Here is a 23,875-nt window from a genome sequence, read left to right as displayed (position 1 = left end):
GGGGGGCACCCGGCAGGCGATGGCACGCGACAGGCGGCTGCAGGTCGTGGTTTCGGTCATGCTGGCCACGTTCCTCACCGCCGTCGACGCGACCATCGTCGACACGGCCATGCCCCGCATCGTGGGTGCCCTCGGGGGCTTCTCCCTGCTGACCTGGCTCGTGAGCGCCTACCTGCTCACGTCAACGGCCACCGTGCCCGTGTACGGCAAGCTGGCCGACGTGATCGGGCGCAAGCGCACCTTTACCCTGGGAGCGGCGGTCTTTCTCGCCGGATCGGCGCTTTGCGGGCAGGCCCGTAGTATGGAGGAGCTCATCGCCTTCCGAGCACTGCAGGGGCTGGGCGCCGGGGCCGTTCAACCGGTCGTGCAGACGATCATCGGGGACATCTTCTCGCCGGCCGAACGGGCCCGCATGCAGGCGTGGTTTTCGTCGGTGTGGGGTATCTCGGCCCTCATCGGGCCGCTGGCCGGCGGCTTCATCGTCGACCACTTCTCGTGGCGGTGGCTGTTCTACGTCAACCTGCCTCTCGGCGCGCTCGCCATCGCCATGCTCCTGCGCAACCTCGAGGAGCACGTGCAGCCGAGGCGGCTTCCCATCGACGTCGCCGGCTCGGTGCTGCTCACGGTGGGCGCGTCCGCCTTGCTCCTGGCGCTTCTGGAAGGCGGGATACGCCAGCCGTGGAACTCCCCCGCGATCCTGGGGATGCTGGGCGGGTCCGCAGTCACGCTGGCTCTCTTCGTCGTCCAGGAGCGCCGCCACCCCGACCCCATGCTTCCCCTCGACCTCTTTCGCGATCCCACCATCGCCGTCGCCAACCTGGCCTCCCTCATGATCGGCGGCGTCTTCTACGGGACCACCGTCTACCTACCCCTCTGGGCGCAGGGCGTGCAGGGCTTCTCGGCGACCCGCTCGGGGGCGTCGCTGTTGTGGCTGTCCATCGGGTGGCCGCTCGCCTCCATGTACGGGGGGCGCTACATCCTCAAGGTGGGCCAGCGCCCGGCCGCCCTCCTCGGCCTGGCGCTCGACGCGGCCGCCGCCTCGGGGCTGCTCGTACTCGACCGGCTTCCCGGCGGCATCCCCGAGGCCGGGCTGGCGGCCGTCACCTTCGTCATCGGAGCGGGCATGGGCTTTTCGACCCTGGCGTTCATCCTGGGGGTGCAAGGCGCCGTCGGCTGGGAACGGCGCGGCGTGGCGACCGCGTCCTTGCAGTTCGTGCGCACTCTGGGAGGGCTGGTCTGGGTCTCCCTCATGGGAGCGGTGATGAATCTCGGCCTGGCGGCGCGCCTTCGCCACATCCCCGAGCTCGGCGTGCGCACCATGCTGGACGCGGCGGCCTTGGGCAGCGACCTGCTCGACCCGGCGAAGGGGGCCCGGCTCGGGCCCCGGGCCCTGGCCGTCGCCCGTGAGGCTCTCGGGGAGGCGCTCAGAGGCGTGCATGGGCTCGTGCTCGCCGCGGCGATCGGAGCGCTTCTGCTCGCGCTCTTCTTCCCCAACCGGCGCTTCCAAGAAGCCCCGCCCGGCGCGGCGCAGGTGCCCGGACGGGGCGCCCCGTCCCGCCGGCTGCCAACCTCAGCCGCCCCGTGGCACGATGATGCGGCCGCGGCGCTCCCAGGCGGGGCTGAGCGGGATCCCTGAGGCTTCCGAGCCCCCGGACGCCGGACTGCTTTCCTGGTCGTCCTCGTCGCCCGGCGCCGCCTGTCCTGCCGGCGAGAAGGGCGTCCACAACATGGCAGGCGACCTCGCCTCCGGCCCCGGCTTGACCCGTCGCCGGGCTTCCCGCCCGGCGGGACGGCCGGGCTCTCCGGCCACGCCGCGCCGGCCCTCCTCTGCCCGGGCGCGGTCCAACTCCCCTGCGATGGCCGCCTCCACCAGCATGCGCAGCAGCCCGACGTCGCCCGGCGAGCGGCCGGGGTCCTCCAGCGCCAGGCCGGCCGCAGCCGCCGCCAGGGCGTCGTGCTTCCGCTGCGCGACCCACAGGGCGTAGGCGAGCTCGAAAAACCGCTCGGCGTACCGCTCCCGGGCAGGAGTCTCTCCGTAGAGCCGGCCGGCCCCCCGCCGGGCCACCTGTTCGACCCAGCCCGCTCCCGCAGCGAGCGCCAGGCGGCCCTCTTCGACGGCCCGGACCAGGGCCACCTCGGGGCCCACCTGCCCGCCGGGCACCCACGTCCAGACCTCGGGCAGCTGCTCCAGGGCCTCGTAGGAGAGGAGCTCGTCCAGACGCTCTCGGGCCTGCTCGAGGACGCCCGGCGCCTGCTCCCAGAGGATGGGGCGCTCGAAGCGGCGTGCCGGAGGCAGCACGAAAGACGCCACGTCGGCTGCCGCCTTACGGGCCTCGGCGCTCGGGAGTGCCCCGGTTCGTTCCGCTCCTCGGTGCACCAGGAAACGCCCGTACTCCAGGGGCACCGCCCGCAACCGCTCGAAAGGTCTGTGCTCGGGCGCTTCGTGCAGCCGCAGGAACTCCTTCTTGGTCGCCCCTTCCTCGAGCCGGGTCCAGGCCAGCGCTCCACCGTCGTCGAGCGCCGCCCACAGCAGGGCCATCCCTCGCCCGGGCGGGTGTACCGCCAGGACGACCACCCGCAAGCCGCGGCCGTCGTACAGGCTCACCAGGGCATGGCTCTCCGGACTCACCCGTTCGGCCCGGCCGGGGCCCTCGGTCTGCAGGCGTACGCCCCGGGCGGCCAGCACCCCAAGGCTCTGCCCGGCCAGCTGGCGCAGCCGCTTGACGCCTGAGCGCTCCCGGTACGCCTGGATGGCCCGGGCCGCCTCGACCGAGCCGGCGCGTACCAGGTCCTCGATCGCCCTTCGCACCTGGTCAGGTTCGGACCGCTCCCGCGCGGCGAGGGCGCTTGCCACCGCCTCCCAACCGGAGGCGGCGAGCTCGTCGCTCCAGGATGCCGGAGCTCGCTCGTCCAACGACGCTACCTCCCCGAGCCGAGGCCGGCGGCGAGACGGGCCGTCCACCGGGCCAGCTCCGAGATCCGCATGCGCTCGAAGCCTTTCACGTAGGTCTCGAGGGTATCCTCGAGCGGTGCGCTCCAGGCAGCCGGGATGGCGGCCGTCCCCTTCGCCGCCCCGAGGATGGCTCCCGCCTGGCCCGCGTTGCAGTCGACATCCAGCCCGCACATGGCCACGACGTGCAGCGTCTCGTCGAAGTCCCCCTGGCCCCACCAGAGGCCCACGATCACCGCCGCCGCGTTGGGATACGCGTGAATCCAGTGGTACGCCTCGAAAGCCGCCTCCGCTCGGGCCCACGCCTCCTGCCAGTTCGCCGCCTGCCGGCACCACCCGAGGGTGCGGCGCACCACGTCGGCGAACTCGCTGGCCTGCGGCACGTAGGCGAGGGCCTGCTCGAGCAGGGCCCTCACGTCGGGCTGGACGAAGGCGAGGCTCACCAGCGCCGCGTTGTACATCTCGGCGTACACGCCGTTTTTCTCGTGGGAAACGATCCCGTCGATCCAGGCCCACCGCACGGCCTCCATCGGGCGGCCCGGCGCCACGAGCCCGCATACCTCCCCCCGCATCTGCGCGCCGATCCACTCCGAGTACGGGTTGAGGTAACGGCCCGAGACCGGCGGCATGAGGCCCCGCCGCAGGTTGTCGAGCGCGACCAGTTCGGCGCTCCAGCCCATGGGGATGAGATCGAGCCACCGCAGGGCCAGCTCTTGCGAGTCGAGCGCCGCTCCATGCGATTCCAACGCGCTCAAGAAGGCGATCTCGTAGGTGATGTCGTCGTTGAGCGTGGAGGGCGGGCGGACGTAGCCGCGCACCTCGCCCCACGCCTCGCGGATGGCCCGGCCGGTGTAGCCCTCGAGGGGCGTCCCCAGGGCGCCACCGATGTTCTTGCCGAGCCACGCCGCATGCACCCGGTCGAGATACGCGTCGGAGCCGAGATACGAGGCCCGATCCGGGCCCCCGCCCGGCAGGCCGGTCCCCGCGCCCCCCGCATCCTCTCGAGCGCCGGGCAGGCTCGCTCTCACGTCCTCCCAGGTGTCGGGATGGACGAAGCGATGATAGGGGTGGTCCGCCACCAGGGGTGCCTGCCACAGCTCCCGGTAGATCTCGGCCACCACCCGGCTCAGGGTAAGGTCGTCGTTTCGTTCGAAAGCCTCCTGCGCCGCCGGGATGAGGGCCTCGGCCCGGGTGACGTCCCGCCCCCGGTTGGCCACCGACTGGATGGCTCCCACGATCAGCCGATCGGGCGCCCCAGAGGCCGGCACCTCGCTCTCCCACAACACCCGAGCCAATCGCACCGGGGCGCTGAGGGCGTCGACCGCCTGCTTCCAGCGCAGGGCGTCGTGGGCGACGCCCTCCCGGGGCGGCCTGGCCTGCCGCCTCAAGTCTCGTTCCATCTCCCAAGCCCTGGAAGCCATCAAGACGTCACTCCTTCTGCCAGCCGGCGTCGCCGTGCCGTGCGGGCGTACGAGTACAGGGCCAGCAGCGTGGCGAGGTAGGGGAGCATGTGGGTCAGCTGGGCCGGAAACTTGGCCCCCTGCAGCGCCATGCCCATGCCGTCGAAGAAGCCGAACAGCAGCGAGATGAGCAGCATCGGCACGGGCCGGGCGCGCACCAGGATGATGGCGGCCAGGGCGATCCAGCCCCGCCCGTTGGACATGTTTTCGGTGAAGAGGCTCACGTATCCGAGCGACAGATAGGCGCCCGCCAGGCCGCTCAACAGCCCCGACAGCAGGGCCGCCCAGTACTTGTAACGGCTCGGGCTCACCCCCAGCGACGCCGCCGCGTCGGGCGACTCGCCGCTCGCCCTCAGCCGTAACCCGAAGCGGGTGGAGAAGATGACCCAGTGGACCGCCGCGACGGCAGCCCAGGTCACGTAAACGAGGAAGGCGTGGCCGCTCAGGACGTCTCCCAAGAACGGCACCTGCTCGAGCCCCGGGATGTGCCAGCGGGGCAGGGCGGCGATCCGAGGCGAGACCAGCGCTCCTTTCACGTTGAACCACAGCCGCAGCAGGAACGTGGTGCCTCCCAGCGCCAGCATGTTGATGGCGATCCCGGTGACGAACTCGTCGCAGCGCAGCCCGATGGCCACCAGCGCGAACAGCGCCGCCAGCAAGAGCCCGGCTCCCACCGCCGCCGCCACGCCGGCCGCCCAGCTCCCCGTCAGGTAGCTGGCGGCCACGGCGAAGAAGGCGCCGGCGAGCATCATGCCTTCCATGGCGATGTTGAACGTGTTGGCGTGGTAAGTGAAGATGCCGCCCAGCGACGCGAGGGCGATGGGCGTGGCCGCGCTAAGCGCCGCCGCCAGCAGCCCCGTGACCAGCTCCAGGGGAGACGACCTCCTTCTCCACCCGGCGAAGCGCCCACCGGGTCAGGGTGCGATCCAGCAGGAGCGGACCCGCCACGGCGAAGACCACCACCAGCGCCTGCACCACCATGCTGAACTCCGAGGGGACGCCCACCTCGAACTCCATGCCGAGCGAACCCGTCTGCAGGGCGCCGAAGAAGAGCGCGTACAGGGTGGTAGCCACGACCCCGGTCTGGCCGATGATGGCCACCATGATGCCGTCCCAGGCGTAGTTGGCCGCCATGCCGTCGACGAACCGGTGCTGCACGCCTCCCATGACCAAGAGCGCGCCGGCCAGCCCCGAAAGAGCGCCTCCCACCCACAGGGCCAGGGAGACGTTACGGGCCGTATCGATCCCGGCCAGCTTCGCCGCCAGCGCGTTGAGGCCCATCATGCGCCACTCGTACCCGAGCGGGGTATACCGGGCCGCCAGCGCCATGGCCAGCACCGCCGCACCGGCGAGGAGCATCCCGGCGTCGAGCTCGGCGCTCGCCGAAAGCCGCGGAAGCCAGTACGCCGGCAACACCTGGACGGTCATGGGCGTGTACGCCTTCGGGTCCATCAGCGGGTACGTGACGAGGTAGCCCGTCGCGTAAACGGCCACGAAGTTGAGTATCAGGGTCGTGATGAACTCGTCCATGCCGAGCCGGTGGCGCATCCAGGCTGCGAGCGCCCCCCACAGCGCCCCGGCCAGCATCCCGGCGGCGATCCCCACCGCCAGGGCCGGCGCCGGCGGCAGCGGGAGCGCCACCCCCACGAGGGCGGTCGCCAGCGCGCCCAGAAGCAGCTGGCCCTGCTGGCCCAGGTTGACGACCCCCGAACCGAAGCCCACCGCTGCTGCCAGCCCCGTGAGGATGAGCGGCACCGCGTTGTGGAGGCTGTTGGAGAGGTCGTACCAGGAACCGGCCGCGTACCGGAAGAGCACCCGGTACACATCGAGGGGGGCCTGGCCCCGGGCTGCCAGGGCCACCGCTCCGGCCGCCAGGGCGAGCACGATACCGGCCAGCCCCAGGGCGAGCTGGCGCAATGTCTCCCTCATGCCGGCATCCTTCCCCCGAGCATCCACTCGCCGGCCTGCTCCCGGGTGGCCACGCCGGGATCGAGCTCGGCGACCACTTGCCCGCCGAACATGACGAGCAGGCGGTCGGCCAGCGCGAACAGCTCGTCCAGGTCCGCCGAAACCACGAGGATCGCCTTGGCGCGCGCCCGCAGCTCCTGCAGTGTCTCGTGAACGAAGCGCGTGGATGCGACGTCGAGACCCCGCGTAGGCTGGTCCAGCACCAGCACGGGGCTATCGAAGGCCAGCTCCCGGCCCAGGATCAGCTTTTGCTGGTTACCCCCCGAAAGCGACCGGAAAGGGGCCCGGGGCCCGGCCGCCGCCACCCGGTGCTTTCGGAGGATATCGACGGTCAGCTCCAGCATCGCCCGCCGGTCGAGCAGCCGCCCGCGCCAGCGGGTGAGGCGCTCGCGGCGGTGGTGCCCCAGGGCCGCGTTCTCGACCAGGGTACCCGCCGGAGCTGCTCCCGCCCCTTTCCGGTCCTGCGGCACGAAACTGAGCCCGCTTTGCCGGCGCTGCTCAATGGAGTGGGCCGTCACGTCGCGCCCGCCCACCAGCACCTGGCCGGCCTGCGGCCTGCGCAGTCCCACGATCACCTGCACCAGCTCCGCCTGGCCGTTGCCCTCGACGCCGGCGATCCCCACGATCTCCCCCGGCCAGACCGCCAGCGACACGTCCTGCAACACGGGCCGCCCTCCCCGGCCCGGCAGGGTCACGTGCCGCACCTCCAGCGCCGGTCCCCCTCCACGGCGGCCATCGCCGGCCACGACCCGGCCCTGGTCCCCGGCCTGCGGTCTCCTCTCCGCCGTGCCGGCCCGGGTGAAGGGAGCGAGCTCGCCGCCTACCATGAGGTGGGCCAGCTCCCGCGCGCTCACCCCCTGGTTGTCCAGCGTGCGGACGAGCCTGCCCTGGCGCATCACGGAAATGCGGTCCGAGATGGCCAGCACCTCATCGAGCTTGTGGCTGATGAAGACGACGGTACGGCCCTCGCGCCGGAACTCTCGCAGGCGCTCGAACAGCTCCCGGGTCTCCTGGGGCGTCAAGACGGCGGTGGGCTCGTCCAGGATCAGGACGCGCGCGTTGCGGTAGAGGATTTTGAGGATTTCCACCTTTTGTTGTGCAGCGACCGACAGGCGCTCCACGCGTTGGTGGAGATCGATGCCGGCCCGCAGTTGCCGGGCCAGCTCGTCGACTCGCCTTTTCGCCGCCTCCCAGTCGATTCGCCCGAACCGGCGGACCGGTTCGCTGCCGAGCACGACGTTTTCGTACACCGGCAGGGACGGCACCAGCATGAACTCCTGGTGCACCATGCCGATGCCGGCGGCCATGGCCTCCGTGGGCGAGCCGAAGCTCACCCGCCGCCCATCGATGCGGATCTCCCCGCCGTCCGGGCGTAGCATCCCGTACAGGATCCGCATCAGGGTCGACTTGCCGGCGCCGTTCTCCCCGACCAGCGCGTGGATCTCGCCGTCCCGGACGGCGAGCGACACGTCACGCACCGCCACCGTCCGGGGCGGAAAGATCTTGTAGAGATGGCGAAGTTCGATCATCGGACGCTCACGGCCGGTACGGCTTGACCTCGATTTCCCCGGAAATGACCTTCTGGCGGATGGCCTCGATCCGCTGGAGGTAGCCGGCGGGGATCAGCTGGCGGGAGTGGTCGTCGATGGCCAAGCCGACGGCCCGCTCCTTCAGACCGAAACTGTAGACCGTCCCCGGCTTGTACGTCCCGTCCCGGATCATCCGGAAGACCTGGTACATGGACCCGCCGACGTCCTTGATGTCCGAAGTGAGCACGTGCCCCGGCTCCAGCCCGTTTTGGTTGGTGTCGACCCCGATGGCGTACTTGCCGGCTTCGCGCGCCGCCTGCAGCACCCCGACGCCCGTGAGCGCCGCGATGTTGAAGACCACGTCGGCCCCCTGGGCAAACAGCTGCAGGGCCGCCTGCTTGCCTTTCACCGGGTCGTCCCAGCTGCCGACGTACACCGTCTGGACTTTCACTTCCGGGTCGACGTAGTGCGCTCCTTGCTCGTACCCGTACACGAAGTCGCGGATCACCGGGTCGTCGTCGCCGCCCACCGCACCGATCACCTTCTGAGGGTTGATGCCGGGGAGTTTGGTATAGGTCGTCATCATCGCCGCCACGACCCCGGCCATGAACGCGCCCTCGCTCTCCCGGAAGTCGATGCTCGAGATGGTCTTCTTCGAATTGGTGACCACGGTGTCCACGTTGACGAAGACCTTATTGGGGTTTTGATCGGCTATCTGTTGCAGCTGGTCTTCCATTCCGTACGAGATGACGAAGACGACGTCCGCCCAGCGGGCGGCCTGCTGGAGCGACGGGTAGTAGAGCGACGGCGTGAACTTCGCCTCGACCACCCGGGTCTCGACCCCGAACTCCTTCTCGATCCGCTTGAGCCCTTCGTAGCCGGAGTCGTAGAACGACTGGTCCCCCAACGAACCGTTGATGACGTACGCGACCCGCTTGGGGGCCTCGGCCGTGGCACCCGGCGCAGTCCCAGCCGTCACCAGCGCCAGCGCCAGCAGCCCCAGCCCCGCCATCCTCGTCCACCTCGACCGCCACTCGGACACGCGCATCATCCCTCCCCGCTTTCCGGCCGTCACTTTCCGGCCATCTTGCATGCTTGCGCCCGGGGCCTTCTCCGGGAATTCGAGGGCGTATCGACCCCACTCCTGCACTTGCGCCGCGCCTTTCGGGCAGGTTATGCAATGCCAGAAGCATCCTAGCCGGAACCGTCGAGGAGGGCTCGGTTCACGATGGCGCTGGATCCCCAGGTCAAGAAGCAGGTGTTGCGCAAACTGACCTACGGCCTTTATGTCGTGTCGGCGGCGCAGGGAGGCGAGCTGGCGGCGGGCACGGTCAACTGGCTGTCCCAGGCCTCGTTCACGCCCCCTCTGGTCATGGTGGGCCTCAAAGTCGACAGCCTGCTGCACGCGGTGGTCGATCGGGCTCGTGCTTTCGCCGTCAACGTCCTCTCGGCCGATCAGAAGGACGTGGCCCAGGCCTTTTTCCGCTCGACGGAGGTGCGCGACGGGCGGGTCAACGGCTATGCGTTCGAGCCGGGGGCCACGACCGGAGCGCCGGTGTTGGCCGTCGTGCCGGCGTGGTTCGAGGCGAGAGTCACCGATGCCGTGAAGCGGGGAGACCACACGGTCTACGTCGCCGAGGTCGTGCACGCAGGCTTGCGCGACCCGCAGGCCCGTCCGCTCGACATGTGGGAGACCGGGTGGTTCTACGGGGGTTGAGCGCTCCCGAAGGGCAGAGCGCTCCAAGAGACCGCTTTCCATGCCGATGGAAGGACTGACCAGGGCTTGCGGCGCCCGGGAGCTGGCGCCGCTCCTTTCCGGCGGTTGGCGGCGTATCGCCGAAGGGGGCTCCCATGGACGGGGAGAGCGGGCAAAGGGACCGGGGGTGTGCGGACGCGCCAGGCTCGCGCATCCTTGCCCGCCTTGCCGGGGAGTTGGGCGAGGCCACGCAAGCAGAGCAAGTCTGGGCGGCCCTCGCCCGCGCCGCGCACGAGGCGTGCGGCTGCTTTCTCCTGGAAGTCTGGGTGGCGAGGCCCCCTCAGCCGGCGGAAGGCCTGCTCGACGCCGAACGGGAGAACCACCTCGTGTACACCTGGACGGCTCCCGCCGGGCGGGGCGCCGCGGTGGAGGCGAAGCTGCCCCTGCGCGCGAAAGGGGAGCGCCTCGGACACGTGCGCGTGGCGCTTGCATCCCCCGAGCCGGGCGCCTTCTCGCCCGTGCCGGCACCGCCTCCCGTCGCCCACGACTGGACTCTGTTGCAGGCGCTCGTCGCCTTTGCGGCCCAGGCCTGGGCGCATCTCGACAAGGCGCGGCGGCTCCACCTGACGCTGCGGCAGGCGGTCGAGGCGCTGGCAGCTCTCGCCGAGGCCCGCGACGCCGGCTCCCCGCATGCCGCAGCGGACGCCGACCACGGTCACGAAATGGCGCACCTCGCGGTTGCCGTCGGCAAGGAGCTGGGGATCGCACAGGATCGCCTGCAGCAGCTGGCCTACGCGGCGATGCTCCACGACATCGGGAAACTGGCCATTCCCGACCACGTCTTGCAGAAGCGCGGGCACCTGACCCAGGGGGAGTGGGCCGCCGTTCGCCGTCACCCCGCCGTCGGCCGGGCCATCGTCCAACGGCTCGAGAGCCTGGACCTGGCCGCCCGGATCATCCACCAGCACCACGAGCACTTCGACGGCACGGGCTACCCCCAGGGGCTGGCCGGGGAAGCCATCCTGCTCGAGGCCCGCATCGTGGCCGTGATCGACGCCTTCACCGCCATGACGACCCCTCGAGCCTACCGGGAAGCCCGCACCCGCGCGCAGGCCCTGGCGGAGCTGCGCCGCTACGCAGGGACCCAGTTCGACCCTCGGGTCGTGGAGGCCCTGGGCCGGATCGTACAAGCGCCTGTCGAGCAGCGTCCCGCCTCGTGACCCGGAGCGAAGCCCGGCTCCCGGGGTGCGAACGCCGGTGCTCCACCCGCAGGCTGCCGCCTTGCGCTTCGGGTCAACGCTCGGCCTGCGGCCGCACGGCACCGGGCGCCACGGCGGCCGGCGCCACCGCCCCCGCGAGCGCACGCCGGTTGGGTATCAGCAAGACGTAGGCCAGCGCCAGGCCGGCACCCATGGCCACCATGGTCGCGCCGAGCTGCCCGGTCCACTGGGCGGCGGCACCGGTCAGGGCGGGCAGGGTCATCGACCCGAGCGTGGACGACAGCACCATGACCGCCGTCACCGCGCCGCTCTCCTGGGCGGGTGCGTCCCGGCTCGCAAGGGCGACCAGCGTCGGGAACATCACGGAGAAGACGAGCCCTACCACCCCGAGCAGGACCAGCGCCACCACCGGCCCGACGGGCAGCAACGCCATGGCCGCGAGCACCGCACCCCCTCCGATCGCCGTGAGCCGCAGCGTCGGCTCGTAGCCCAGGGCCTCGACGGCCGCTCCGAGCAGGAGCCTCCCCGCCGCAAGCCCGGCCCAGAAGACCGAGACCGCGGCGCCGGCCAGCTCCGCAGAGGCCGCCTTCTCCCACCGCAAGTAGGCGAAGGCCCACCCGGTGACGGCCACCTCGACGCCGACGTACAGCAGCATGGCCACCGCCGGGCGCCACAGCCGCCGCAGCAAGGGGAGCGACCACGCTCCCCTGCCTGGGCCTCCGTCTCGCTCACCTGCGTGCACGGCCGGGGTCAGGCCCCGGCACGTCATGAGGATGGCCAGGCTCCCCGCGGCGGAGGCGGCGCCGATGGCCACGAAGATCGCCCGCCAGCTGGTTACCCGGAGCAGGACGGGCAGCAGCGCCGGCGCCGCCGTGGCTCCCACCGCGAAGAAGAGGTGCACGAGGTTGAGCGCCAGGGCCCGGCGGTGAGGGAAGATCACCACGTAGAGGTTGTTGATACCGACATCCACCGCCGCAAATCCGATCCCGACCACCCCGAAGGTCGCCAGCAGCAGGCTCGCCCGGCCGGCCCCTGCAGCCAGCGCCAGCCCAACGCCCACCAGGAGCGCGCCTGCCGAGAGCAGCGCCCGCAACCCCCATCGGGCCACGAGCCCGGGATAAGCCAGCGTCATGGCCACCGAGCCCAGGGAGGACGCGGTGAAGAGGGTCCCCATGGCCGCTGCTCCCACCTCGAACTCCCGCATCCACCCCTCGATGAGCGGCCCGATGGCCGCCATCTCGGCGCCCAGGATCACGTACGCGTACGCGGCGGCTGCGGCCGCTCCCAGCCTGCTCGCCGGACCAGGACCGTGCCCACTCACACCGCTTCGCCTCTCGTCTCGACCCGCGCGGCCGGCAGCCCCGGGCTGGACCCACGCGGGCTCGGGTGCCGCACGGCTGGCAGTCTACCACATCCGGTAGGAGGCGGGTAGAGCCTTCCAGACGAGCCACGCCACAAGGCCGCCCAGGATGGCCGTGTACAGCTGCGGCCACTGCATGGCCACGGCGATGGGAGCCGGCACCGAGACCAGGGCCCGCACCGCAGTCGCCAACAGGGCGAATTTGGCGACCGCCGCCACGGCGATGGCCACGCTCAGGTGCACGCGCCGCAGGTAGTACGCGATCACCACGAGCACGCCGTTACCCACGGCGATGAACGGCACCATCGGTGCCAGGGGCGCCGCCAGGATGCCCCTCCAAATCGCCACGACCGGCGTCAACAGCCCGATGGCTGCCCCGAACAGCGGCCCCACCGTCCACGCCGCCAGGAACAGCGTGGCGTTGACCACCGGGCCGGTCGCCAGCTGGGGCAGTCCCAGGGCCTGGAACCCCGTCACGAACGCCAGCAGGATGGCCGCCGCCACCACCCGGCGAGTGAGCGCCTGAGCGCCGGACTGCAGAGCTCCGCTTTGCCGCATGATGCCACCCCTTTGTGAACGTCCTCACGAACCCTCTCCATTCTGACACGCTTCGCCCCGTTTGACCACGGACCAGGGTCCATCGGCCCGAAGATTTCCATCCCCGTCCCGCTCCCGCCGTCTCCTCCGCCCGTCGCCGGAGCTTCGCCCGGCGGCCGGAAAATGGGCTCCCGGGTCCCGTACCCCTCCGGCACGCCGCCCCATAGACCGGATCTGTCGCAACCTCGGCTGGCTTCTCCCTTGCCGGCTGGAAGAGGTGAGCTCGCGTGTGTCGATGAGCGTTTCAGGTCTGGAGTGGGTACGAAACCATGCCCACCGGATGGATGCCGAACTGCGCCGCGCCCTGGTGGCCCTCCACCGCCCGTCCGGCTTCTTCCCGTGCGCCGCGGCCCGCGCCTTCACCTGGTGGGCGTACCGGCGCCGCCGGCTGCCGGTCTTGCTCTTCCCCGGCTCGAGGGAGCGGGATCGTGGACTCGAGTCCGCCAGGACGCGTCTCGAGCAGGCCGGGTGCCGGCGCTGCCGCCCGCTCCCCTCTATCGGAGCGCTGGCCACGGAGGTAACCCCTGAAACCCTGCGCACCCTGCTCGAGCAAGAGGTCGTGGCAAGAGCCGCTTACGATCGCGAGATTCGCGCCTTGCTCGACGTCGCCGCCCCCACGATCGGCGTGCCGGCCGCCTGGGAGCAGGGCCTGACCGGCCGAGGCATCACCATCGGGGTGCTCGACACCGGCATCTACCCCCACCCTGACCTGGAGGGTCGCATCGTAGCCTTCCAGGACTTCGTCGGTGGGCGCGGCGCACCGTACGACGACAACGGCCACGGCACTCACGTGGCCGGGATCCTCGCCGCCAGCGGCGTTACCAGCTCCGGGCGCTACCGGGGCATCGCGCCCGAAGCCGGGCTCGTGGGAATCAAGGTGCTCGACAGGAGGGGGGCCGGCCGCCTCTCGCAGCTGGTCGCCGGCATCGAGTGGGCCGTTTCCCAGGCCGGCCGCCTCGGGATCCGCATCCTCAACGCGTCGCTCGGCGCGCCTGCCTACGAACCGTGCGACGACGACGTCCTGTGCCAGGCAGCCGGCTGGGCGTGGAGCCGGGGCGTCGTGGTGATCGCCGCTGCGGGCAACGAGGGGCCCTCGCCCGACACCATCAGCACCCCCGGCATCAACCCGTCCATCATCACCGTGGGAGCCGACGACGACAGGGAGACGCCCGACCCTGCAGACGACCGGATCCCTCCGTACTCCGGCCGGGGCCCCACGCCGGACGGCGTATCGAAGCCCGACCTGGTGGCACCGGGCACCGGCATCGTCTCGCTCCGAGTGCCCGGCTCTTTCATCGACCGCACCGACCCGGCCAGCCGGGTCGATCCGTGGCACACCCGGCTCTCCGGCACCTCCATGGCCTGCCCGATGGTGGCCGGCGCTTGCGCGCTGGTGCTGCAGGCCGAGCCCGGGCTCACGCCCGGTGAGGTGAAACGACGCCTCGTGCAGTCCGCCCGTCCCGTCGACCGCGCTCCCCGGACGGCGCAGGGAGCCGGGCTCGTGCGAGTCGACCGGGCGCTCGGGCCGAGCCCGGCTCCGGCCGTCTCCGCCTCTCGCTCCGGCGCCGCCGCCTGAGCGCGGCACAACCGCTTGTGCCCTCCCCTCGAGCCTTGGGCCGTTCGCGCACACGATTACACAACCGGCGATGACATCGGTTTCTAAACGGTGACCGTGGGGTGAGCAGGATTCGCAAGGCCACGCGTCAAAGAAGATGAGCACCCGGAAAGGAAGACGTGTGCAGACGTGTACACCAACCGTCGCTCCCCGCGAAGGCACCCGAGCCTCAAAGACGTCGCTCTAGCGGCACGCGTCTCCCATGCCACGGTTTCCCGCGCGCTTCGCAACGTGGGCCGGGTGGCGCCCCAGACTCGAGCGGCCGTGCTCGCGGCGGCCGATCGGCTGGGGTACACCCCCAACCTGATCGCCCGAGGCCTCAAAAACGGTGCGACCGGCATGCTCTCCGCCCTGGTGCCCGGCCTGTCCGGGCCACCCGTCTCCGACATGATGAGCGTGGTCAACGAGGAGCTGGAGCGGGCCGGCATCGCCCTGCAGATCCATACCTCGTCCGAGGACGCCGAGCGGCAGCTGGAAAAGCTCCGCTTGATCCGCGGCAGTTCGGACGGGGTCTTCTTCGTGCCGACCAGCGACCTCCTGGTACGGGGACGGGACGACCTGGTACAGGCGACCACGCGCCAGGTGCAGGAGATGGGAGTGCCGGTGGTCTTCGTCGACCGCTACCTGGAGGTGCCGGGAGCCGGGGTCGTCTGCACCGACAACGAGACGGCGGCCTACGAGGTGGCCATGTACCTGATCTCCCTCGGCCACCGGAGCATCGGATACCTGACGGGCCCGGCCGTCTCCTCGGTGAGGGAGCGCCTGCAGGGCTTCCGCCGGGCGATGGCCGAGGCCGGGCTCGCCTACGACGAGAGCCATCTCGAAAGCCTCGTCGCCGACAGCTACGAGGCGGGCGCTGAGGCAGCGCTGCGCCTCTTGCGCCGCGCTCAGGCGATCACCGCCCTCGTGACTTACAACCACAACGCCACGGTCGGAACGGTGGTCGCCGCACGCCGCTTGGGGTTGGAGATCCCCGGGGACCTCTCCCTCGTCGCCTTCGACGACGTGCGGGAGGTCTCCGCGATCCAGGTGCCCCTCACCTACGTCGAGCAAGACGTGGTGAGCATCGGGCGCCACGCAGCCCAACTCATGCTGGACATGCTCCGGGGCGGGCCGCCCCGGCAAATCCGGGTGCAGGCGCGCCTGGTCGTTCGCCAGTCGGCAGCAGCCGTGCGATGAGCGTGCAGGGAGAGCAAGGGAGGGGAGCTTCCGTTGGCGCCGAGCCAGACTCGCGTGTTCATCGTCTCGACGACCCATTGGGATCGCGCCTGGTACGTGCCGTTCCAGGAGTTCCGCTGGTCGTTGGTGGAGCTGGTCGATCAGGTCCTGGACCTGCTCGAGCACCGGCCGGGTTACGAGGCGTTCATGCTCGACGGGCAGAGCGTCACCCTGGAGGACTACCTGGAGATCCGCCCGGAGCGGGAGGCGGACGTCCGGCGGCTGGTGGAGAGCGGCCGGCTCCAGGTGGGGCCCTGGTACGTGTTGCCCGACGAGTACCTGGTGAGCCCGGAGGCGCTGGTGCGCAACCTGCTCATCGGCACCCGGCTCGCCCGGCAGCTGGGCGGCCGGGCCATGCTCCACGGGTACAACCCTGACTCCTTCGGCCACATCGGCCAGCTGCCCCAGATCCTGCGGGGCTTCGGGATCGAGACGACCCTGTTCTGGCGGGGGTTCGGCGACGAGGGGGAGCGAATCCCCAACGAGTTTTGGTGGGAGGCGCCGGACGGATCCCGGGTGCTGGCGTCGTTCTTGCGCCTGGGCTACGGCAACGCCTCGCAGATCGGCTACCCCATGCGCTGGGGCGAGGTGCGGCCGCTGCGCTTCGACCCGGAGCTCGCGGTGCGGCAGGCCGTCGAGGTGATCGAGGCGCTGCGGCGACACGCAGCGGCCGACGCCGTGCTGCTGCTCAACGGCACCGACCACACCCTCCCGCAGCCGGAGATCCCGGAGGTGGTGGAGCGGCTGCGGGCGCAGGGGTACGATGCGCGGCACGCCACCATCGAGGAGTACTTCGCGGCGGTGCGGGAGCGGAGGCCGGAGCTTCCCACGCTCCGAGGCGAGTTCAACCGGGGGCGGTACAGCCCCATCCTGCAAAGTGTCTACTCGAGCCGCATGCCGCTCAAGCAGCGCAACTGGGCGGTGCAGCAGCTGCTGGAGCGCCTGGCCGAGCCGGCCGCGTCGATGGCGTGGCTGTACGGGAGCGCTTACCCCGCGAGGGAGCTCGAGGTGGCGTGGCGCTGGCTGCTCAAGAACCACCCCCACGACGACATCTGCGGGTCGAGCGTCGACCAGGTCCACCGGGAGATGGTCTATCGCTTCGACCAGGCCGAGCAGATCGGCCGCATCGTGGCCCGCGAGTCGCTGCGGGCGATCGCGGAGCGGGTGCGGCTCGAGCGCCCGGGGCCGGCGCTGGTCGTCTTCAACCCGTCGCTCGTCGAGCGCCGTGAGGTGCTGGTGGCGGCAGTGCCGTTCGCCTCCGGCCCCGACGGAGAAGCCGGCACCCTCCGCCCGCCGTCGGTCGTGGACGCACAGGGGCGGCGCCAGGAGGCCCAGGTGCTGGCCGAGCGGGAGGAGTACTGGGCGGAGCCCCGGCGCACCCGCCCGCGCCGTGTGCTCGACGTGGCCTTCCAGGTGGCGGTGCCGGCCGGCGGGTTCGCCACGTACTACCTCGAGCCGGGGGCCACCACCTCCGTGGCGGCGGGCGACGAGGGCTCCGTGCGGGTCACGGGCGACCGCCAGATGGAGAACGACCGGATACGCCTGCGAGTCGAGCGAGACGGCACGCTCTTCCTGGAGGAGAAAGGATCAGGGAGGCGCTACGGCCCGCTCCACTTCTTCGAGGACACCGAAGACGCCGGCGACGAGTACGACTTCTCTCCGGCGGCCCACAGCACCACGGTCTGGTCGCTGGGCGTGGTGCCCTCGTTCCGGTGGGTCGAGCAAGGGCCGATGCGGGCGACCATGGAGCTCCGGTGGGAGCTCGAGCTCCCGGCCGGCCTTGCCCCCCACGGGCGCAGCCGTTCGGAGGAGCGGGTGACGTGCCCGGTCGTCACCCGGGTCTCGCTGAAGGCCGGTGAACGGCGGGCGGAGTTCGTGACCGACCTCGACAACCGGGCCCGGGACCACCGCCTGCGGGTCTGGTTCGAAACGGGCATCCAGAGCTCCGAGGTGCTGGTCGACGGGCACTTCGAGGTGCTCCGGCGGCCGGCCGGGATCACGCCCCATCCCGACTGGCACCAGCCGCCGGTGCCGACGGGCCTGGCCCGGCGGTGGGTAGCGGTGGCCCGCACGGACGGCAGCGGGCTGGCGGTGCTCTCCAGGGGGCTGCCCGAGTACGAGCCGGTGCCGGGAAAGAGCGGCGTCACGCTGGCGCTCACGTTGCTGCGGTCGGTCGGGTACCTTTCGCGGGAGGGCCTGCTGACCCGGCCTCACGGAGCCGGCCCATCGATGGCCACGCCGGATGCGCAGCTCATCGGGCACCACCGCCTGGAGTACGCCGTCCAGCTCTTCACGGACCTGGCCGACCTCCAGCAGGAGGCCGAGGCTTACCACCACCCGCTCGTGGCCGTACGGGCCGACACCCGGCTGGGGATGTTGCCCGAGGAGGTGCGCGCCATCGCCGGCGATCCGGCCTTGCTGCGGCCGGAGCAGCGGGACCTGCCCGGCCGTGTGGAAGGGCTCCGGGTGGAGCCGGCCAGCATCTACGTCTCGGCCGTGAAACGCTCTGAGGACGGCCAGGCGCTGGTCGTGCGGCTGGCCAACATCCTCGACACCCCTTCGGAGGTGAGCGTGGTCGCGGGCTTCCCCCTGAAGGAGGCGTGGAAGGCCCGCCTCGACGAGACGCCCGAGGAGACCCTCGAGACGAGGGCCGACGGTGTGAAACTCACGGTGAAGGCCGGGCAGGTGGTGACCATCCGGCTCGTCCCAGTGCGCTGACACAAGGCTCCCGTTTTGAAGGCCCCCGGGGGGTCGCCGGGCCCTCCGGGTATCACAGCAACTTCTTGAAATCGCTTACTAACATCGCAGCCATGGCTTGTATCGCCTCCCGGATCACGCGATCGCCGTTCAACGAAGGAATCACTCTCACAGGGTTGAAGGGGTGACAGCGTTCGAGAAGGGGCGACCGCGGGTACCGTGAAGCGGCGGGCCAACGACCTCGATGGCCGGACGTGGCAGCGCTACTCCATCAGCATCTGGAGCGACGTCAAGAAGACGCCCGAAGAGATGCGCCTGGGCCACCCGGCCATGTTCCCCGTCCAGCTCGTGCAGCGGCTCATCGAAGCGTTCACCACCCGGGAAGATCGGGTGGTGTTGGATCCGTTCGCCGGCACGGGCGCTACGTGCGTGGCGGCAGAGGCCTTGGGCAAGGTCGGGGTCGGCATCGAGCTGTCGCCGCAGTACTGCGCCGTGGCCAGGCAGCGGCCGCCGTGCGCGCAGCCCCCCGGCGGAGAGCGGCGCATCCACTGCGACGACGCTCGCCACCTGCTGCGCTACGTCGCCCACGAAAGCGTGGACCTGGTGGTCACCTCCCCGCCTTACTGGGACATCCTGCTGCAGCGGCGCACGGCCGACGGGAAGGCGATCCGCCACTACGGCGCGGCGGAGGCGGACCTCGGCAAGATCCGGGAGTATGACGCCTTCCTGGGCGCGCTCCGGGAGGTCTTCTCGGCCGTCTACGCTGCGCTCAAGGCCGGGCGCTACTGCATCGTCGTGGTCATGGACCTGCGCAAGAAAGACCGCTTCTACCCCCTGCACGCCGACCTCGCCCGTGTGATGGAGTCCATCGGTTTCATCTGGGACGACCTGATCGTCTGGGACCGTCGCCACGAGTACAACCACATGCGGCCCCTGGGATATCCGTGGCGCTTCCGGGTCAACAAGGCCCACGAGTTCGTCCTCATCTTCCAAAAGCCGCCCCGGCGGACCGCCGGGGACGAACGGCCGGCCTGACGTTCGCCGATCCAGCCCTTTCCTTGACCGTAATCGCTATCACCGTTACTATTGAGAAAAACGGCAGGGAGGGCGGGATCGAGCATGGACCCCAAGGATACCAGTCCGGCCTTTTTCGCGTCCGATCGGGCCTCCAGCGGGCTCACCCGGCGCACGTTGATCACCCGGGCGGCCGCCGGCGCGCTGGCTTCGGCGGCGGCCGGGCCGTTCGTCTTCGTGCGCCGTGCGAGCGCCCAGGCAGCGCGCAGCCTCAAGATCCTTCAGTGGAGCCATTTCGTGCCGGCCTACGACGCCTGGTTCGACCGGTGGGCCAGGGAATGGGGCCAAAAGCACGACCCGCCGGTCGACGTCACCGTCGACCACATCTCCTTCGCCGACCTGGTGCCCAGGGCCAACGCCGAGGTAGCCGCCCAGCAGGGCCATGACCTTTTCATGTTCATTTCCCCGCCGGCCGCCTTCGAGCCCGAGGTCGTGGACATGGCGGACCTCGTCCGGGAAGCCGAGAAGCGCCACGGACCCATCCTGGACCTCGCCAAGCGCAGCACGTACAACCCGGTGACGGGCAAGTGGTTCGGCTTTTCGGATAACTACGTGCCAGATCCCGGCAACTACCTCAAGTCGGTCTGGCAGGCCATCGGCATGCCCGACGGCCCGGACCGCTGGGAACAGCTCATCGAAGCCGGCCGGGCCATCCGGCAGAAGTTTCCCAACATCCAGATCCCCATCGGGATCGGCCTTTCCCAGGACATCGACTCCAACATGGCCACCCGGGCCATCATGTGGTCGTTCGGCGCCTCGGTCCAGGACAAGAACGGCAAGGTGGTGCTCGATTCCCCCGAGACCGTACAGGCGGTCGCATTCGGCGTCCGCCTCTTCCGGGAGGCCATGAGCCCGGCCGTGCTGAGCTGGAACGCCTCGTCCAACAACCAGGCGTTCAACGCCGGCCAGACGGCCTACATCCTCAACTCCATCTCCGCGTACCGTACCGCCCAGGACAACAAGCTGCCCGTCGCCGACGACACGTTCTTCGTCGACGCCCTCAAGGGGCCTACCGGGCTGCAATGGGCGAGCGAGCACGTGATGGGCGTCTACGTCGTCTGGAAGTTCTCCAGGGCCCAGGAGCTGGCCAAGGAGTTCTTGCTCGCGCTGGTCGACAACTATCGCGACGCCGTCATGGCGAGCAAGCTCTACAACTTCCCCTCCTTCCCCGGAAGCGTCGCCGACCCGGGCACGCCCGTGGCGCAAAAGCCGGCGGCCGGCCAGCGGTGGATCGAGTCGGTCTGCGACAACGACCCGTTCGGGTCGAAGCCGGCCAACAAGCTCGCTCCCATCAAGACGGCCCTGAAGTGGTCCACCAACGTCGGGCATCCCGGCCCGGCCAACCCGGCGATCGGCGAGATCTTCGACACTTTCGTGTTGCCGGACATGTTCGCCAAGGCGGCCACCGGGCAGATGAACGTGGCCGACGCGGTCAAAGAGGCGGACCGGCGGGCCAAGGAGATCTTCGCCAAGTGGCGCCAGCGGGGGCTCGTAGCCTGAGTCGGGGGTTGCCGCGGGCGGGCGAGGCGGGCCGCCCGCGGCGGCCTGGAAAGGTAGAGGCGAGGGCATGGGGCGTGTGGAGACACGGGGGTTGCGCAAGGAGTTCGGTGGCGTGACGGCGGTCGACGGCGTCGACCTCGCCATCGAGGACGGAGAGCTGCTGGTGCTGCTGGGGCCATCGGGGTGTGGCAAGACCACCCTGATGCGGATGATCGCGGGGCTCGAGGCGCCGACGGCCGGAGAGATCTACATCGCAGGGCAACTGGTCGACCCGGACGTGCCGCCGAGAGCCCGAGGCGTGGCCATGGTCTTCCAGAGCTACGCCCTGTACCCGCACAAGAGCGCCTTCGCCAACATCGCCTTTCCCTTGCAGGCCCGCCGCACCCCGGCGGCCGCCATCGCCCCGAGGGTACAGGAGGCGGCCCGGATGTTCGGCATCGGGGGGTTGCTCGACCGGCGCCCTCGCCAGCTCTCGGGCGGCGAGCGCCAGCGGGTGGCTCTGGCCCGGGCGGTGGTGCGGGACCCGGAGGTCTTCCTGCTGGACGAACCCCTCTCCAACCTGGACGCCAAGCTACGGGCCACGGCCCGCGACGAACTCAAGCAGTTCCAGCGCCAGATCGGCACGACCACCATCTACGTCACCCACGACCAGGTGGAGGCGATGGGCCTCGGCGACCGGATCGCGGTGATGAACGCCGGCAAGGTCCGCCAGGTCGGCACGCCGCAAGAGGTCTACGACGATCCGGCGGACACGTTCGTCGCCACCTTCCTCGGCTCCCCCCCGATGAACCTCGTCCCATGGGATGACGAGACGCTGCTCGGGTTCCGCCCGGAGCACTTCCTTCCTGCAGGCGTGGCCAACGGCCAGGTCGCCGGCGCCGGCAACGGCGACGCCCTGCGGCTTTCGCTCAGGGTGCGGCGCATCGAGTATCTGGGGGCCGACCGGCTCTTGTACGGCGTGCTCGAGGAGTGGGGCAACCGGGCGGAGCCGCCGCGGGTCATCGCGCGGCTTCCGATTTCGGTGGCGGCCGACGTGCGCGAGGGCGAGGCGTATCCTTTCGCCGTCCCCAAACGGGCCCTCCGCTTTTTTGACCGGGCCACGGGAATGAGGAAACCGCATGGGCGCGCGTAGAGACGTGGCACAGCTCGCCCCCCAGGCCGTCGGCCTGGGGGCGCGGTGGCGTTTCGTGGCGGACCAGGCGGGGGTGCTGGGATGGTTCATGCTCACTCCCGCCCTGCTGTACGTGAGCCTGCTGGTGGGAGTCCCGTTCGTCCTGGCCATCGTCCTGAGCTTCAGCGCGGCCACCGCCGGCAGCCTGTCGCTGTCGTGGGTGGGCTTGCGAAACTTCGCGATGGTGCTGGCCGACCCCATGTTTCACAGGGCGGTGGCCAACACGTTCCTCTTCACGTTCGTGTCGCAGGCGCTGGTGCTGGTGCTGGCCACCGTCCAGGCGCTGTTGCTCACCGTGGCGTTTCCCGGCAGGCGGGTCGTGCGCTTTCTCATGCTGCTGCCGTGGGCCGCGCCGGTGGCGCTGTCCAGCATGGCGTGGACCTGGATCTTCGACTCTACCTTCAGCGTGATCAACTGGACGGCGAGCGTGATCCACCTGTTGCGGCCGGGACAGTGGTGGTACTGGCTCGGCACGCCGGATCTGGCCATGATCGCCATCATCACGGTGCACGTCTGGCGCATGCTTCCGTTCGGCACGGTGGTGCTGCTCGCCGGGATGACGGCCATTCCCCAGGACGTGCGGGAGGCCGCGCTCATCGACGGGGCGGGCTTCTGGCGTCGCCTGTTCCAGGTCGAGGTCCCCATGCTGCTGCCCATCGTGACCGTGGTGGTGCTCTTCGGCGTCGTCTTCACCTTCACCGACTTGAGCGTGGTGTGGCTCTTGACCCGGGGTGGGCCGTACAACACGACCCACGTGCTGGCGAGCCTGGCGTTCCAGCGGGGCATCCTGGGGGGTAACCTCGGGGAAGGGGCCGCCATCGCCCTTTTCCTGTTCCCGGTGCTCGTGGTGGGCGCCGTGGTGATGCTGAGGATGGCCCGCCGGGCCGAGGTGGGAGCATGAGCAAGCGGATGATACGGGGCCTCGCGTGGGCCGGGCTTTACTCCGGGATCACGATCTTCACGGTCTTCGCCGTCTTCCCGTTTTACTGGATGCTGATCACGGCCTTCAAGCAAAACCGGGACCTCTACGTCGGCGCCACGCAGCTCGGCCACGTCCCGTGGATCTTCAACGACCCGCCGACCCTGGAGCACGTGCGGCTATTGTTTCAATCCACCCCGTACGTCACCTGGCTTTCCAACACCGTCTGGGTCGGGGCGCTGGTCGTGCTCATCACCCTCGTCGTGGCGGTGCCGGCCGCGTACAGCCTCGCCCGCCTGGTCGGGGCCTGGGGGGAGCGGCTCGGCATCCTGGTCTTCCTGACCTACCTCGTGCCCCCCACGCTGCTGTTCATCCCGTTCAGCCGGGTCATCTCCCTGCTGGGGCTGCAAAACTCCCAGTGGGCCCTGGTGGTGGTCTACCCCACCTTCACGATCCCGTTCACGACCTGGCTCCTCATGGGCTTCTACCGGACCATCCCGCGAGATCTCGAAGAACAGGCGATGATCGACGGGTACAGCCGGCTGGGTGGCATCGTGCGGGTGGTGCTGCCGCTTTCGGTGCCGGGCGTGCTGACGGCCGTGATCTTCGCCTTCACGCTGGTGATGCAGGAGTTCGTCTACGCCCTCACCTTCATCAGCTCCGTCGGCCGCATGACCGTGAGCCTGGGCGTCCCCGTGGCGCTGGTGCGCGGCGACGTGTACTACTGGGGTTCGCTCATGGCGGCGGCGCTGTTCGCCAGCGTCCCCATCGCCATCGTCTACAACCTGTTCATGGACCGCTTCATCGGAGGTCTGACGGCAGGCGCCGTCAAGGGGTGACGGGGCGAGCAGGGGCGGGAGCGGAGCCGGGCAGCGCGGCAGGCGCCGGGAGGCCGGGAGCG

The 23,875-nt window shown here is 70.4% G+C and carries 19 protein-coding genes; 11 read left to right on the top strand and 8 right to left on the bottom strand.

Annotation, left to right across the window (positions count from 1 at the left end):
- The first annotated feature begins 19 nt into the window (after positions 1-19).
- Positions 20-1,636 (top strand): MDR family MFS transporter, encoded by a 1,617-nt coding sequence (locus U7230_RS02600; RefSeq protein ID WP_324717192.1) that lies wholly within the window; start codon positions 20-22, stop codon positions 1,634-1,636.
- On the opposite strand, the gene U7230_RS02595 is transcribed toward U7230_RS02600, so the two are convergent.
- Genes U7230_RS02595 through U7230_RS02570 form a run of 6 tightly spaced genes read right to left on the bottom strand, consistent with a single transcriptional unit; the run spans position 1,571 to position 8,949 of the window.
- Positions 1,571-2,914, bottom strand: coding sequence for a hypothetical protein (locus U7230_RS02595; RefSeq protein ID WP_324717191.1), 1,344 nt, complete (start codon positions 2,912-2,914; stop codon positions 1,571-1,573). The genes U7230_RS02600 and U7230_RS02595 overlap by 66 nt on opposite strands.
- A gap of 5 nt (positions 2,915-2,919) precedes the next feature.
- On the bottom strand, positions 2,920-4,371 hold the full coding sequence (locus tag U7230_RS02590) for an ADP-ribosylglycohydrolase family protein (RefSeq protein ID WP_324717190.1): 1,452 nt from the start codon (positions 4,369-4,371) through the stop codon (positions 2,920-2,922).
- Positions 4,371-5,207 (bottom strand): ABC transporter permease, encoded by an 837-nt coding sequence (locus tag U7230_RS02585; protein ID WP_324718167.1) that lies wholly within the window; start codon positions 5,205-5,207, stop codon positions 4,371-4,373. Before U7230_RS02585 ends, U7230_RS02590 begins: the two co-directional genes overlap by 1 nt.
- Before the next feature lie 37 nt (positions 5,208-5,244).
- On the bottom strand, positions 5,245-6,339 hold the full coding sequence (locus tag U7230_RS02580; protein ID WP_324717189.1) for an ABC transporter permease: 1,095 nt from the start codon (positions 6,337-6,339) through the stop codon (positions 5,245-5,247).
- Positions 6,336-7,907 (bottom strand): ABC transporter ATP-binding protein, encoded by a 1,572-nt coding sequence (locus U7230_RS02575; RefSeq protein WP_324717188.1) that lies wholly within the window; start codon positions 7,905-7,907, stop codon positions 6,336-6,338. The genes U7230_RS02580 and U7230_RS02575 overlap by 4 nt, the downstream gene beginning before the upstream one ends.
- Positions 7,908-7,914: 7 nt before the next feature.
- The gene (locus U7230_RS02570; protein ID WP_324717187.1) at positions 7,915-8,949 is read right to left on the bottom strand and encodes a BMP family lipoprotein; all 1,035 of its coding nucleotides are present in this window, start codon (positions 8,947-8,949) and stop codon (positions 7,915-7,917) included.
- Positions 8,950-9,141: 192 nt separating this feature from the next.
- Between U7230_RS02570 and U7230_RS02565 the strand changes: the two genes are divergently transcribed.
- A complete protein-coding gene (locus U7230_RS02565; protein WP_404980620.1) occupies positions 9,142-9,624 on the top strand; it encodes a flavin reductase family protein in 483 nt (160 codons plus the stop codon).
- A gap of 134 nt (positions 9,625-9,758) precedes the next feature.
- On the top strand, positions 9,759-10,823 hold the full coding sequence (locus tag U7230_RS02560; protein ID WP_324717185.1) for an HD-GYP domain-containing protein: 1,065 nt from the start codon (positions 9,759-9,761) through the stop codon (positions 10,821-10,823).
- Between the two features lie 73 nt (positions 10,824-10,896).
- Here the strand turns inward: U7230_RS02560 and U7230_RS02555 are convergent, their stop codons facing one another.
- Both U7230_RS02555 and U7230_RS02550 read right to left on the bottom strand, forming a co-directional pair.
- The gene (locus U7230_RS02555; protein WP_324717184.1) at positions 10,897-12,144 is read right to left on the bottom strand and encodes an MFS transporter; all 1,248 of its coding nucleotides are present in this window, start codon (positions 12,142-12,144) and stop codon (positions 10,897-10,899) included.
- 84 nt (positions 12,145-12,228) lie between these two features.
- Entirely contained in the window at positions 12,229-12,741 is a 513-nt protein-coding gene (locus tag U7230_RS02550) for a hypothetical protein (RefSeq protein WP_324717183.1), read from the bottom strand.
- Between the two features lie 274 nt (positions 12,742-13,015).
- Here U7230_RS02550 and U7230_RS02545 point away from each other — a divergent pair, with 274 nt between their 5' ends.
- From U7230_RS02545 to U7230_RS02510, 8 genes are all read left to right on the top strand, one after another.
- Positions 13,016-14,356: a S8 family peptidase gene (locus U7230_RS02545; protein WP_324717182.1), complete on the top strand. Its 1,341-nt coding sequence runs from the start codon at positions 13,016-13,018 to the stop codon at positions 14,354-14,356.
- A gap of 168 nt (positions 14,357-14,524) precedes the next feature.
- Entirely contained in the window at positions 14,525-15,574 is a 1,050-nt protein-coding gene (locus U7230_RS02540) for a LacI family DNA-binding transcriptional regulator (RefSeq protein WP_324717181.1), read from the top strand.
- Between the two features lie 33 nt (positions 15,575-15,607).
- On the top strand, positions 15,608-18,331 hold the full coding sequence (locus U7230_RS02535) for an alpha-mannosidase (RefSeq protein WP_324717180.1): 2,724 nt from the start codon (positions 15,608-15,610) through the stop codon (positions 18,329-18,331).
- A gap of 198 nt (positions 18,332-18,529) precedes the next feature.
- Positions 18,530-19,345 carry a site-specific DNA-methyltransferase gene (locus tag U7230_RS02530; protein WP_324717179.1) on the top strand — a complete coding sequence of 272 codons (816 nt, stop codon included), beginning with the start codon at positions 18,530-18,532 and terminating at the stop codon, positions 19,343-19,345.
- Positions 19,346-19,429: 84 nt separating this feature from the next.
- Entirely contained in the window at positions 19,430-20,884 is a 1,455-nt protein-coding gene (locus U7230_RS02525; RefSeq protein ID WP_324717178.1) for an ABC transporter substrate-binding protein, read from the top strand.
- A gap of 67 nt (positions 20,885-20,951) precedes the next feature.
- Positions 20,952-22,016, top strand: a complete 1,065-nt coding sequence (locus U7230_RS02520; protein WP_324717177.1) for an ABC transporter ATP-binding protein — start codon at positions 20,952-20,954, stop codon at positions 22,014-22,016.
- Positions 22,003-22,956 (top strand): carbohydrate ABC transporter permease, encoded by a 954-nt coding sequence (locus tag U7230_RS02515; RefSeq protein WP_324717176.1) that lies wholly within the window; start codon positions 22,003-22,005, stop codon positions 22,954-22,956. Before U7230_RS02520 ends, U7230_RS02515 begins: the two co-directional genes overlap by 14 nt.
- Positions 22,953-23,813 carry a carbohydrate ABC transporter permease gene (locus tag U7230_RS02510; RefSeq protein ID WP_324717175.1) on the top strand — a complete coding sequence of 287 codons (861 nt, stop codon included), beginning with the start codon at positions 22,953-22,955 and terminating at the stop codon, positions 23,811-23,813. The genes U7230_RS02515 and U7230_RS02510 overlap by 4 nt, the downstream gene beginning before the upstream one ends.
- The last annotated feature ends 62 nt before the right edge of the window (positions 23,814-23,875 follow it).

This window comes from Limnochorda sp. L945t (assembly GCF_035593305.1).
GTDB lineage: Bacteria > Bacillota > Limnochordia > Limnochordales > Geochordaceae > Carboxydichorda > Carboxydichorda subterranea.
The sequence above is the reverse complement of the archived record's forward strand: the minus strand, read 5'-3'. Positions and strand labels throughout refer to the sequence as shown.